The organism is Polynucleobacter sp. UB-Siik-W21, assembly GCF_018687415.1.
Taxonomy (GTDB): Bacteria; Pseudomonadota; Gammaproteobacteria; order Burkholderiales; family Burkholderiaceae; genus Polynucleobacter.
In genome coordinates this window covers 293,149-306,767 of record NZ_CP061289.1, presented here as the reverse complement: position 1 = coordinate 306,767, position 13,619 = coordinate 293,149, and the positions used below count along the sequence as shown (strand labels likewise).

Below are 13,619 nucleotides of genomic sequence, written 5' to 3'. Positions count from 1 at the left end.
CATCAATCTATTTACTCAATACTCGACTAAAAAGATCATCCACTACAAGCCCGCTAGAATATAAAGTAAGATGATCCCTATCCCAATATAAGAGCTTTTCATTGCCTATTCCGTAGCAATAAATTTGATCGCAAAATAAATTAATTGGGTCATACACTTTAATGTTTTGCATAGATTCCTTAATTAAGTTAATTGATTCTCTGTGCAACCTTTGAAATGAATCGACATTGCTTTTTGGTCGTCTACAAAATTCATTTTTAATCCCTAATATCGTAAAAGGTCTTGTTAGGCATTGCTCAGGATCGCTTTGCATCCAAGGATAATCAATTACTACTGTAATTGACCTATCTAGCTTTGAAATCCGCATAAGAAAATTTTTAAATCCATTAATATACATTTCTTGCGCATTGAGCGCTTGATATCCAGCAGATGGAATAAGCTTATATCCATATGATTCACTCGATTCATCCTCCAGACCATACCCTCGAAACAAAATAACAACCTCTTTTATAGATTTCAATTTATCAATTGAATCTATAATTTCTTCGGCCAGACTATCGCAACCTTTTCTTTGAAAACTACCATCAACAGTAACATTTTTATAACCCAAAAATAGGCCGCAACCATGGCCCGCCATTAATATGGAATTTTGATAATTTTTATCTCTCATAAAAATGGCACTATTCAAGGCCATTGCATGACTATCCCCAATAATTGCTAAATTTGGTTGTGTAGTTTTAACTAGGCAAACATTGTCTTTATTAAATTTTAGATCGGTCAATGTTTTGCATGACCCGTCAGATATTCTGCTGGTAATAGGCTTTTCTAAATGCAGATTTTGAGCTAATCCGAAAGTATAAGAGCGTAAAGGTAACCCCTTATTATAAAATACATATAACCCAGAAAATCCTATTAAAATCATTAATAATAAATATAGATATAGCGCCTTTTTACTATACTTAATATTCCTCAATGGCTTTTCTATAAAAATATAGGTTAAAACTGCCAGTCCTAAAGATAATAAAATACAGCCAATCTTAATATATCTTGATAACTCAACTCCTTCAATTATTTTTAAATACACAAGTAGAGGCCAATGCCATAAATATAGTGGATAACTAATTAGGCCAATAAAACAAAGTGGCTTGATCTGTAAAAACCATTTATTTATAAGGGCTAAAGGTCCAGATAATATTAAAATTGCTGTGCCAACTATCACCAATACATTCCCTACCCATCCACCAGTTAAACCTTCATTTTTTATACCAAAAAGACTTAATGAGATCAGGAGCAATCCAGCAGTAGAAACGAAATCTCTAAGCATTGGCCTATTTAATTTATTACTATTTAATAGCTCGAGATTAGCCAGCACAACACCGCATAATATTTCCCAAAATCTTGTTATGGGAATATAAAAAGCTGCTGCAGGATCAGAATTTAAAACTAAAATATAGGCAATAAAAGAGAAAATTAAAATTATTACCGTTATTGTTTCTAATTTTTTTGTCTTATAAAAAAGGAGTATCAGTGGCCAGATAATATAAAACTGCTCTTCAACACTTAAGCTCCATAAGTTTAATAACGGTTTATATTGGGCGTTTATATCGAAATATCCTAATTCTTCCCATAAAATTATATTTGTAGTAAAACTTGCTCCTGCAGCAATATACTTACCAAGACTAAGATATTCACTTGGAAATAATGCCAAATAACCCAATACCAAACAAAATATAAGCACTAGTATTAGGGCGGGAAAAATCCTTCGTATTCTTTTATAATAAAAAATAGTTAGTTGAAAATTTCCACAAGCAACCTCTGTCAATGTTATTTTTGATATCAAATAACCAGAAATCACAAAAAAAATATCGACCCCTAAAAACCCCCCAGGTATTCGATGCGGAAAATAATGGAAAAGGAGTACCGCCATAATGGCGACTGCCCTCAAGCCATCTATATCTTTTCTATATTGCAATTGTCAGTGATTTTTTTTATTGAGGATCATGGAGCCTCGAGGAAATACCGCCATCAATATTAAGTATTACCCCGTTTAAGAAATTATTTTTAGATCCGGCAAGGTATTGTATTGCTTCAAAAACATTATCAACTGATCCAATTTCTCCGCTTGGGTGAAATTTTCCGAGCCTCAGAAGATTCTGCTCGTTACCAACAAAACCTGATCGAAGCATTTCGGTATCAATCGCTGCAGGACAAATTGCATTTACGCGAACACGACTACCCAGCTCAACTGCAAGAGCTTTTGTTAAGCCAGTTAATGCGGCTTTACTGATGGCATATGTTGAAAAATATGGTTTTGTTAAATTTGCATGAATGCTCGTGATATTGATGATGCTCCCCCTTGCTTTTTCAAGGCAAGGGACTAGGTCTCTTGATAGAAGAAAAGCACTCACCAAATTTATATTGAGCACTTTCTGGAAATCCAATCTGCTAATTTGCTCTAAAGGCTTGACCAACTGAACCGCCGCATTATTTATGAGCAAGTCTAATTTATCATCTTTTAGACACTCTTTTAACCGCTTGAGTTGAATGTCATGGAAGCAATCGTCTTCGCCAAACTTCTCCAAATCCATGAGAAAATTATCTTCGCTGAAGAAGCCCTTATCAAACACTTTATCAATGCCGATAACCCTCCACCCGCTTACAGTGAGGGCATTAGAAATATATGACCCGATTCCCCCGTTAGCCCCAGTGACAATGGCTGTTTTTGTCATTACTTAACTTTTAGAAAATGGAATAGTTTTTCAATGGCGATATGACTAACGCGTAGCACTGCATCCTTAGTATTTGATGCATTATGAGAGCCAAAAATACATGCAGGATGCTCTCTTAACATGGATTTAATCGGTAAAGGTTCAACCTCAAATACATCCAAAGCAACAGAATGCACTATTTCTGATTTTAATGCCTTAACAAGATGAACTTCATTAATTAATGCCCCACGACTAACATTCACAATTCTCACCCCTTTTTTAATGAGCGAGAACACTTCCTCGTTGACCATATGGAAGCTAGAACTATTTAATGAGCATGTTAAGAGTAAAAAATCAACCTCTTCAAGCCTAGATGGCCAAGATGAAATACTAACGCCACTCACTACTGAAGAGCGCTCAATACCAGGATCATAAACAATTACATTTAAATCCAGCGCTCTTAATTTCCTCACTACAGCCCTGCCAATATCCCCATAACCAACAACCGCGGCTGTTTTCCCTGCCAGTGAAATCCCTTGAATTTTTGGCCACTCTCCATTTCGTACCCCCCTATCAATCTGAAAGGTCTGCCTAGCCAATGCGATAACATATCCGATTGCAATATCAGAAACCTCAGATCCAAAAACATTTGGAATATTGGTTATTGGGATATTTAAATCAGCGCACGCTTTAAAATCAACGTTATCAACGCCAACCCCCCATTTCACTGCAGCTTGAAGCCTTCCGGATTTTCCTGCAGTCAAAACATTTTTTGTTGCAGGATCATCGCCAATTATCCATCCATCATGAGATGGTAGAATTTTAATGAGTTCACTTTCGGTGAGCGTTTGAGTAACATCAGGTTCCGTTATGGTGATATTTTTTTCATGGAAATATTTTCGAAGCGCATCCATCTCTTTAAGCATCGGGGGGCACGTTACAAGCACTTTTAATCTATGTGTCAAGATGATGCTCCATCAAGCGAGCAGCAAGATTCCAATCCTCTTGCGTATCTATATCGATAGATTCGGATTTATCCATCTCAAACATCATTGGTCTTAAACCGATCCTACCACCTGATTCCTCAAAACTTTGTTTTGTAAATATATAAAAATTTGAATTCTCCTCATACCAAGGCTCAAGATTTTGAGTCGGTATCAAATTCATCAAATTATGATTTAGGGGCTTAGCATTACAGTCATAAAATCTTGCCTGATATTTATTCACTGAAAAGAGTGAATCAATATTTGATGTTCTATTAGCTTCAATATACGTATCGATAGCAGCGACAATTGTTTCAGGCTTCAAGAGTGGATTTGTTGTGTGCGTCATAAAATAAATATCAGCATCAATGCTCTTCAAATCATCTTCAATTACTAAATTCATTGACACCTCATCTCCACAAATTTCCTTGGGGCGATCTCTAATTAGAATTCTTTTATCGGGGTATATTACCGTATTCTTAAGAGCCTCACGTGCATCGGTATTTATTACAATATTTTTAAATCTATTGCTAGTGATCAATGAGTTTACTATCCACTCACACAGAGGTTTGCCGCATAAATTTTTAAAGTTTTTTGAAGGTACTCTAGTGCTATTCAGCTTCATAGGAAGTAGCGCAACAATATTTGGTTTATTCACTATTAACATTGTTTCTCATTAGACAGGGGATAAAAAAATAACTCCTTCTCTTCCTGAGTTGGCCTGCGATTCCTATTGCTTCCTTTCCAACTGCCTACATACTGATGCAATCTATATTTAACAATACTTACTGCATCGGATAAAAAATTTTTATTCATGTCTTTTGCTTCCAAATATGCAACATAATCACTAAATACACTTACAAGAAAATAATATATTGCATCCACAAGCCTTAAATGAATATTAATTTTAATTTTCTGTAGTGCGTAAGCCTCTCTCTCAAATCGCCTTGCTACCTGTTTCCAAGACTCCTTATGATAATGGTACACAATAGCTTGAGATATATAACCAACTCTACCAATACTTGCCTTAATTTTGTTTGCCATATCTAAATCTTCGAGGCCAGTAATTTCTGCATCAAAGCCATGCTTTAACCATTCCGACTTTAACATTGCTGCGTTTGCATTATTGCAAAAAAGCCCATCGACTATCGCCCCATCAATAGGGGGGAACATCTTTTCGAAAATTCTTTTTTCACTAAAATAACTCTCATTACCGCCGATTTGGCGACCATATACATATTTAAATTCGTTTTTTCCTAATGGTGCACATAATTTTTTTAACCAATGCTTATCAGCAGGAACGCAATGTCCGCTAATAAATACCAAATTTTTTCCGGCCGCTTGTTCACATCCTTTATTTAATGAATTTCCAAAAGTGAATGTTTTTTTAGGGATTCTTAAAATTTTGCAATTATGGTGTTCTGCAATTGATAGAGTTTTATCGGTTGATCCTGAGTCAACAACAATAATTTCTACGGTTTCATCAAAGCAACTCTGTTTTTTTATTGTGGCCAATAAGTCCGACAAATATCGCTCTTCATTTAACGTACGAATGATGATTGAAGTATTTATTCCACTGAGATTTAGCTCTTTAGGATCCACCAACAATTCAAATTTATAATTCCCATATTCATAAATTAATTTAATTTCCTCCAGATATGTTGAATTAATTTCAAACATATCCCAATGCACTGGCACGACTGCTCTAATACCAAGATCGGAAGCAAATTGAAATGCTTCGCGAACAGACATATTGCCAACAATACCCTTCTTGCGACGATAGTAGTTGTCCTCATTTACTGGTAAAAAGGCTACATCAATTTTTGGCTGCAATCTCAATACATCAATAATTTCCTCATGAACTAATGTATCTCCAGCTATATAAATTAATTTAGAGCAACAATCTATGATGTATCCAAGGCCGGTTAACTTATTGTCATCATCTCTTTCTATCTCGGGATGCGCAGAAGGGATTGCACATATTTTCAAATCTCCATCTAAAACTTTCCAATGTTCTTCTGGACACATCAGTCTATCAGCATCAATTCCCCACGAAGTTAGTTGCATCAGCACTTTTCTAGGCCCCCAAAAAATTGCCTCCGGAGATGCCTTCGCTATTCCAAGTACAGTATTGGGATCGCAATGGTCTAAATGTTCATGTGTAATAAGAACATAATCGGCATCAACCACCTCGTCCGGCGTCCGAGCAATTCCCTTCATGCGGACAAACTCATTTGAGTCTTGCTCGTACACGGAATTAGATAGATAAGGATCTACATATAAAGTGAGATCATTTAATTCAATTCTAAAACCACTTTGCCCGAGCATTTCAATCGGAAATCTTAGTCTACTCATAAAATACTTCTATCTTTTCTAATGCGATAAATAATATTGCAGTCAGTTTTATCAAACTACAAGGATTGCGCTGAGATCATCCTGCTAAATTTTGAATTTTTTGAATTTACAAGTAAATCATAACTACCACTTTCAGTAATTTTTCCGCTTTCTAATACATAAATATTATCTACATTCTTAATAGTAGAAAGGCGATGCGCAATAACAATAACCGTAATCAATCCCTTTAGCGCTTCAATACTCTCTTGAATATATTTTTCCGTCTCGCTATCAAGCGCGCTAGTTGCTTCATCCAATAGCAAAAGCCTAGGCTTTCTAAATAACTCTCTCGCGATAAATAAACGTTGTCTCTGTCCTCCGGATAGTTTAATCCCTCTCTCTCCAATTTGAGTTTGATATCCAAGAGGCAGAGATTCTATCAAGCTGTGTATGTGAGCCTGGATTGCAGCTTTTTTAATCTCCCCCAAAAGCACATCATTAATCTGAGAATTTCCTGACCACATGCAAATATTATTTGCAATGGTGTCATCAAAGAGGATTGCATCCTGAGAGACATATCCAATCTGCCCCCTCCAGAGATCGAAATTCATTTCCGAACTTAAAATTCCGTTTATCAGAATCTCACCTTTTGTCGGGGATAGTAATAACGTAATTAAATCTACTAATGTAGTTTTTCCAGAACCTGAAGACCCTACTATCGCGATTGATTCATTCAACTTAATATGAATGTTAACGTCATCTAATGCAGATTCCGCACTATCGGGATAGGTGTAATACACATGTCTAAATTCGATACCACTAAATGCTGATCCCAATAATTTGGAGCCTTGAATCTGCTCATTCTTGCTTAAGCCTCTTAACTCTTGAGATACAGCCATTAGAGATCCTGTCGACTCCAATCCCTTTTGATAACTTGACTGAAGATTTAGAATCGTATTTAAACTCCGATAAAAAAGCAATAACGAAATAAGAATGGGAGCAATCGGTTCATTATAAATTGATACTTGTACTAATACCACCGACATAATTGCAACCACAGCCAAAGGCTCGCGAACTGTTTGAGTAAAGGCAGCGCTGACACCTCTTTTAATTTCGAAGTCAGCCAATCTATTTATAGAAATAAATACAGCCTCCTTAACTTTATGCCCCTGACCGGTCGATGTAAGGTATTTAAAGCTCTGCAAAGATTGTATTAAAAGTTTTGAGATAACACCTGATTCATTTACAGTAAGCGATGAAATATTTCTCACATATGCGTTCAAGGATTTGAAGATCACCAATAAAAATACACCTATTGCAACCGCCATTAAACCCATTTTCCAGGACAGCACAAAGGCAAGCGTCATATATATCAATGCTGTTACGATTTTGCCACCCAAATCCATGAAGATCCCAAAGGGAATGATTGCTTTACTTGCTTGCTCGTTAATTACATTTATGAAGTGTCCAGTCCCAGTATTTGCGTAGTACTCATATTTCATTTTCTCGAAACCAGAATACAACTCGCTCTTGAAATACCCCAAGAGGCGACCCTTTAATATTGCGCATAAATATTCGGATAAGAATGAAAAAATTCCCTTAAAAATAAAGGCACCCACAATGATTAAAACTAAAGTTGTGGCTAAATTAAGCCCTAAAAAGGCGCCAAAATAATTTTGAATATTTGCGACTAGGCGCATTATTAAAGAAGTAGTCCACCCTTCTCCATTTGGCACTGTTCCATCAATCATCTGCAGCAGCGGTATAAACATTGCAATTCCCACTGACTCTGTCGCAGCTGAAAGCATGGATAAGAATAAAACTAGATACATCCTAGTGCCAAGATATTTTTGGAAAAGCGAGAAATATTGAATGAAACTTCTTTTTGGCTTAATTTGATTTTTCATTTCAGTAATTTTTCAAGATTAAAACTTGCCAAAAAATTATGACACGAGAATGGTTCTATATTTTGCTCTGCTGGCTTTTCCAGGCCCAACTTGTAGCGCACATTTCATATAAATTCTGAGTCGCCCTCCACCCTAAAAGGCTTTCTGCTAACTTAGTGTTTGCATAAACTGCTGCAACATCGCCAGACCTTCTTTTTTCAACGCTGTATGGAATTGTTTTGCAGCTTATCTGTTGATAGGCGCCCACAACCTCCAGAACACTATATCCCATTCCTGTACCTAAATTTACAAGATGAGACCCTACTTTGGCCAAGTAATTTATTGATGCTAAATGACCTCTTGCTAAATCCATAACGTGCACATAGTCACGTATGCCTGTTCCATCTTTAGTTCCATAGTCCCCACCAAATATCTTTAATTCTCCTCTCTCGCCTGCAGCTACACTTGCGATTATTGGCATAAGATTGTTTGGTCGCCCCAATGGAGCCTCCCCAATCAGGCCTGAATGATGGGCTCCAACAGGATTGAAATACCGCAAGCATCCAAACTTCCACGAAGCATCAGATTCACTCAAGTTCCTCAAGATTAATTCAGTCTGAAGTTTTGTCTCACCATAGACATTGGTAGGGTTTGTTGGGTGGCTCTCATCAATTGGTAAATAACGCGGCTCACCATATACAGTTGCACTTGAACTAAAAACCAAATGTCGAACCCCCGTTTTCTTCATTGCCTGAAGCAGACTAATTGTACCGCCCACATTTACAGAAAAATAGTCCAGAGGCTTTTCATTTGACTCAGACACCGACTTTAATCCAGCAAGGTGTATAACAGCATCAATTTTATTTTCTTTGATTACCTTAATCAATGCAGGCATATCGCGAATATCGCCCTCAATGCAATCTATGGTTTTATTAACGATAAGCTCGATGCGAGCAATTACATTGCTAGTACTATTTACAAAATTATCAAAAATGACTGGTCGATGACCATATTCCAATAGAGTAATTGCAACATGACTACCTATATACCCGGCACCTCCGGTAAGAAGAATATTCACGCAAGATCCTGAAGGGTTCCATAAATTAGAGTAATACTTTGCATCTAAATTTCCTTAATTAATTTCGCAATTCCATCTCTGAGATATAGAAAAATAATCCCAAACAACATGCCCCCGAATAAACCCCAAAAAAATATGGTGATAGGCCGCATCGATACTGGCTTATGGTTGATATAAATAGGTGAAATGAGCCTTGCATTGCTTTGGCTGGCTTGATTTATGATGTTTTTTAACTTGCCCGCCTCACCATGCAACAATAAGGCCTCATCTCGAGTAGAGAGATATGCGGCACTAACTCCCCCGCCCACTGCATCGACCTTCTGAATGAATTTTTTGGTCTCAACTAACTGAGCCTCAATTTCTCTAAGATTCACTTTTAATGATTCTATATAGGAAAATATTTTTCTATTTTGATAAGCGCTAATAGATTCGACAATAGCACCCGCACAATCCTTAGCAGAACCTGGCGTGACACCATAGGCCCTTAACTGAACAACATTAGATGTCCCTCTCAATGGAGTTACTTTAATGTCAGGCATACCGCCGAACTCTACTCCTCCTATCTTAGGGAGACCGCATGATAGAAGAGTTGGCTCATCATAAGCCGTAGGCAATGAGAGACGAGAAATAAGCAAGCCTGGGCTTTCAACATCAATACTTGAGGATGTGCCATTAGAGCCATATTTGTATTCAGCAAATTGAGCCATCTCAATGTTAGCTGTTGCCTCATATTTTTTAGGAGAAAAATAAATAAATACTAGTGCAATTAAAATTCCGGCAGAGCTAGAAATGAAGAGGGTTTTAAAGGTTAATCTTATTTTAATAAATAGAACTTTCAAATGCATCAAACCAACCCCATCATCCCCTGATATATTTTTCATCTTCTTGATTAAGAAATTCTTTCTTATTTTTTACATATTCTATGTTAGAAATTTTACTATTAAATATTATAATAATATAAGCTTAAGGAATCAAGATTTAAAAATGTAGTTGAAATTTTAATAAACTCTTTCCTCAAATCAATTCCAATCAGTTGAGTCCAGTCATCTAACACCAGTACAGGTAAACCAGAATATGCAGCAGTCCAATCTGATTTCACGATGATTGGGATCGTATTTAAATACTGAGCCTCCCAAAACCGATGGGTATCAATACCATTACCGCGAGGACATAGGCAAAACTGATGCTGGGCTAATTCTGCAAGATAGTCGGTATATCCAAGATCTTGGCTTTTTGTTACCCAGCTTATGTCTGAGATTATATCTAATAATACGCCACGATTAGGGTGGGTATCGCTACGAAAATTTGCATATGCTAATTTTGATTTTTCATATTCGCGTGAAACTTTCAATAATTGCACAATTTTTTGCGCCCCCCACTGACGATTTGTAACTCCGATGGGAAGAGGTATAAGTTTTTTGTGCGAAATTTCACAATTCTGCCCAAACCATTTAACCAATAAATGATGGTTCAGGATATCTATATGGCTGAATGTAATCCCGTCATCTGAATTATGAGTAATAAGGTTAAAGGGTGACTCAAGCCTAGGCAAAACATACTTTCTAAAATAATCTAACAAGTGAGTGTAGACAAAAATAGTTTTTACATTTTTTAAATTATCAAACCATTTTTCATCCGGCGGAGTATCAACTAGTTTTTTCCTGAAAAAATTTCCAGACTCTTTTTTTGGAATTTGAAGAATTTCATTACTTCGAATATTATCTAAGCCATGAAAATTTATCGCTTCTTTAGATGCAATAGTTATCTCAGCGCACTCTTGAATACGCTCACCCGTTATTACTTCACCCTCATTTTCAATGCTAAAGAAGTTAAATGGCGAAGCACCCAAAGTATCCTTGCTGTGGGCATGAACGGATAGAACTTTAACTCTCTCAAAATCCATCTGAAAATACAAATTTCGATGCCCATTCTGATAACTCCATATTAAGTCGCATTGACTAATATCAAGGTCAGATGTTTCGTTGATAAAAAAACGAGAGTCGCCCGGTATGTTTCTGGGGTCAACACCACCAATATATTGCCCAATAGCAGCGGCATCAAAAATACCGCCAAAATGCTCATACCCAGCGCAATAATCTGCAACAGAAAATCCTCTAGCCTTCGCATAAGCTGGCGGCATTGTTGGTAACGGCTTAGCGTCATATAAGCCAGAATCACAAAACTGGCGTAGTACATCAAAATCATGCATTTCAGATCTCTGCCGTATATATTTAGCCAAATCCTGTGCAATTTGAGAGTTTTTATACCAAACTATTCCCGGAATAGCTCTAGATCGATCAAAAGGAATCGCGAATGATGCATGCGACCTGAAAACCTCCAATTTATGACTTGGATCAAAATAGAGAATATTATCGTTTTCAAGATGCAGGCAATTTTCAAGGCATAACGAATCCATCAGATCTGCAATCAACATGAACCGATTGGCAGTATGAAGCCAAAAACCACCCCTAAAGTCCCTATCTGCTTTAGCATCCTTTGTAAAATTGGTGGATAAATTTTTCTCACTCAATGACTCAATAGTAATTATTTGCAAATTCTCTAGCCCATATTTATATTGGGATTGAAGCTGACTCCTAAGAGGAAAAAGGTTGCTTTCATTAACTAGTACCAGCACATTGCATTTCGGAGCAATCTCACAAGCAACTGCTACTGATGTCGCCATACAATGTGGGGGGGGGCGTTCACCACTATGCACAAAAATGATTGAAACTGTATTTATCAACATCCCTCGCTCCGTATAGGTTGTGCCCTTAATCTAACGATCTACCTTATAAGATGCGCTAACAATGCTAAAAAAAGTTACTACAAAAAAGAAATGTTCTATGTACTCTCGGTCGCTGAACTCAGCAATCAACCAAAGAAGATTCATTATTAAAATCGCCCAAAAAATGAAAGCTTGTGTCAACTGTAAGTGCGGATCAACATAAAAAGAATGTCGGCTTTGAAAAAATATCACTCCCAAAGCCAACCATATTGCAAATAAACCCGGGAAACCCACACCTAATCCAAAATCAAGCCAACCACTATGAGTTTTAGTTGCTCTAGAGCCTGGATACCTTTCTGACATGTAGCCTGCAAACGCTTGGCCTGTATAACCCAATCCAAGGGGATTATCTATTAAAATTTTAATCCCCTCTTGAAACCAGGTCACCCTCTCATAAGTACTTCCATTAACATTATTGCCTGTAACTGGGTTTATCGGGGGATATGCACCGTCATAAGACTTGTCCCATTTCCAAGCCCCAGTCGCATCCTCACTCAGAATAAATCGGATATCAGCCTTCAAATTAATTAATTTTCCTGATCCACCTTTTGTATTATAAAGAACAGTAGCTGTTATAAAATAAATAATGGCGACTATAAATAAGATTGTCTTTATAAAAAAACCCATAAACTTTAATTTCGGTTTATCCCTTATCAAAAAAATTATTGTCATACTAAAGCACGCTATTATTGCTATGAAGCCATTTAATGATTGCAATAAAACAAAATCTACAATGCATAGTAAAAATAAAACCAATACATATATCGATTTTTTGATACTAAATTTGTTTAAAGTTAACGAATGGTAATGAAAAGTGGAAAAACAAAAAATTAAGGACCAGGCTAAAAAATAAAGTCCCGCCACTTTACTTTTAAAAATGTGAATATAAAAAGTTTCGCCAGACCATGAGTCAGTAAAAATACCTTGCATCAGAAAAATCATAAATACAATTATTGGCCAAATAAATAAAACCCACCAAAAATATCGGCGATATTGAGGTCGATGAATATATAGCTTGCCTAGTCCGATAGCAAAAAAAGACCCTATCACTACCCTTAGCCAAGTGCCAGACAAATCATCCCACTGCAACGCTGGTGCGCGAGGAAAATCGATATACAGTACAAGCAGCCATATTGGCACAAACATTAATAAAATAATTGGGATCAAATCTTGAATTTTAAATTTTGCTTGAAAAATTAAAATCCATGAAATAGATGAAATTGCACCAACAACCAATGCAAAGTTGCGTGCGGCAATAGTTCCTCGAAGCGGCCAAACAATCCATGCCACCAAAAATCCCAAGATCATCAGCAATTCCAATGTCTTCAGAGAGTATATTGACCTTACAAGTCTGAGGCAAAGCCCCTTCAACCAAAAATCTTTGTTCCTATTTTCGGGAATTTCAATTGGTTGATGCATTTAAACCTTTACAATTGTGAATATCGATAAGGTAACTTATGATGTTAGGTGAGATTATATCGCTATGCTGCTTGCAAGATATTCATACTTGGCAAATTACAAGAAAAAAAGTTTGTTGAAAAAGATTTAGCTCATAAATGCACTGCGATTGTTCCCGATTCTGATATTGGGTTTTTCTAAAAATTTCTGATAAAAATTTATTATTTAATCTGAATTAAGCTACTCCAGCTAATATGACAAGAGGATTCTCGCGTCAGTTGCATGAGCAAATCCTAACCAATATCGCTGGTACCTTCAGCAATTCATTAAACTCCTAGCCATTGCTGATCGCCCCCCATTACTAAAGCAATATTTCGAGCAGCAATTGTGCCGCGCAAAGGCCATACTACCCACTCTACTAATAAAGAAAGTGGCATTAAAGCTCTA

10 protein-coding genes are annotated in these 13,619 nt (G+C 36.6%); all 10 read right to left on the bottom strand.

Translation table 11 applies throughout. From position 1 onward, the window contains the following. Positions 1-7: 7 nt before the first annotated feature. Genes C2756_RS01620 through C2756_RS01575 form a run of 10 tightly spaced genes read right to left on the bottom strand, consistent with a single transcriptional unit; the run spans position 8 to position 13,193 of the window. Positions 8-1,972 carry an acyltransferase family protein gene (locus C2756_RS01620; RefSeq protein WP_215319653.1) on the bottom strand — a complete coding sequence of 655 codons (1,965 nt, stop codon included), beginning with the start codon at positions 1,970-1,972 and terminating at the stop codon, positions 8-10. A 16-nt stretch (positions 1,973-1,988) separates the two neighbouring features. Then, positions 1,989-2,729, bottom strand: a complete 741-nt coding sequence (locus C2756_RS01615; RefSeq protein ID WP_215319652.1) for an SDR family NAD(P)-dependent oxidoreductase — start codon at positions 2,727-2,729, stop codon at positions 1,989-1,991. Then, on the bottom strand, positions 2,729-3,673 hold the full coding sequence (locus tag C2756_RS01610) for an NAD(P)-dependent oxidoreductase (RefSeq protein WP_215319651.1): 945 nt from the start codon (positions 3,671-3,673) through the stop codon (positions 2,729-2,731). Before C2756_RS01610 ends, C2756_RS01615 begins: the two co-directional genes overlap by 1 nt. Further along, on the bottom strand, positions 3,663-4,349 hold the full coding sequence (locus tag C2756_RS01605) for a cytidylyltransferase domain-containing protein (protein ID WP_215319650.1): 687 nt from the start codon (positions 4,347-4,349) through the stop codon (positions 3,663-3,665). The genes C2756_RS01610 and C2756_RS01605 overlap by 11 nt, the downstream gene beginning before the upstream one ends. A 2-nt stretch (positions 4,350-4,351) precedes the next feature. Next, entirely contained in the window at positions 4,352-6,046 is a 1,695-nt protein-coding gene (locus C2756_RS01600; protein WP_215319649.1) for a glycosyltransferase, read from the bottom strand. 56 nt (positions 6,047-6,102) lie between these two features. Then, positions 6,103-7,932 (bottom strand): ABC transporter ATP-binding protein, encoded by a 1,830-nt coding sequence (locus C2756_RS01595; protein WP_215319648.1) that lies wholly within the window; start codon positions 7,930-7,932, stop codon positions 6,103-6,105. A 55-nt stretch (positions 7,933-7,987) separates the two neighbouring features. Next, positions 7,988-8,989 carry a UDP-glucose 4-epimerase GalE gene (gene galE / locus C2756_RS01590; RefSeq protein WP_215319647.1) on the bottom strand — a complete coding sequence of 334 codons (1,002 nt, stop codon included), beginning with the start codon at positions 8,987-8,989 and terminating at the stop codon, positions 7,988-7,990. A 44-nt stretch (positions 8,990-9,033) separates the two neighbouring features. Beyond that, positions 9,034-9,870, bottom strand: a complete 837-nt coding sequence (locus tag C2756_RS01585; protein ID WP_215319646.1) for a hypothetical protein — start codon at positions 9,868-9,870, stop codon at positions 9,034-9,036. 59 nt (positions 9,871-9,929) lie between these two features. Then, a complete protein-coding gene (locus tag C2756_RS01580; RefSeq protein ID WP_215319645.1) occupies positions 9,930-11,735 on the bottom strand; it encodes a glycosyltransferase family 47 protein in 1,806 nt (601 codons plus the stop codon). A 30-nt stretch (positions 11,736-11,765) separates the two neighbouring features. Further along, complete coding sequence (locus C2756_RS01575; RefSeq protein WP_215319644.1) at positions 11,766-13,193, bottom strand: O-antigen ligase family protein; 1,428 nt, start codon at positions 13,191-13,193, stop codon at positions 11,766-11,768. Between the last annotated feature and the right edge of the window lie 426 nt (positions 13,194-13,619).

Excerpts from the sequence above, each read along its gene's own strand:
- C2756_RS01615 (WP_215319652.1), bottom strand. The coding sequence starts at position 2,729 with ATGACAAAAACAGCCATTGTCACTGGGGCTAACGGGGGAATCGGGTCA.
- C2756_RS01600 (WP_215319649.1), bottom strand. The coding sequence starts at position 6,046 with ATGAGTAGACTAAGATTTCCGATTGAAATGCTCGGGCAAAGTGGTTTT.
- C2756_RS01595 (WP_215319648.1), bottom strand. The coding sequence starts at position 7,932 with ATGAAAAATCAAATTAAGCCAAAAAGAAGTTTCATTCAATATTTCTCG.
- C2756_RS01585 (WP_215319646.1), bottom strand. The coding sequence starts at position 9,870 with ATGAAAAATATATCAGGGGATGATGGGGTTGGTTTGATGCATTTGAAA.
- C2756_RS01580 (WP_215319645.1), bottom strand. The coding sequence starts at position 11,735 with ATGTTGATAAATACAGTTTCAATCATTTTTGTGCATAGTGGTGAACGC.
- C2756_RS01575 (WP_215319644.1), bottom strand. The coding sequence starts at position 13,193 with ATGCATCAACCAATTGAAATTCCCGAAAATAGGAACAAAGATTTTTGG.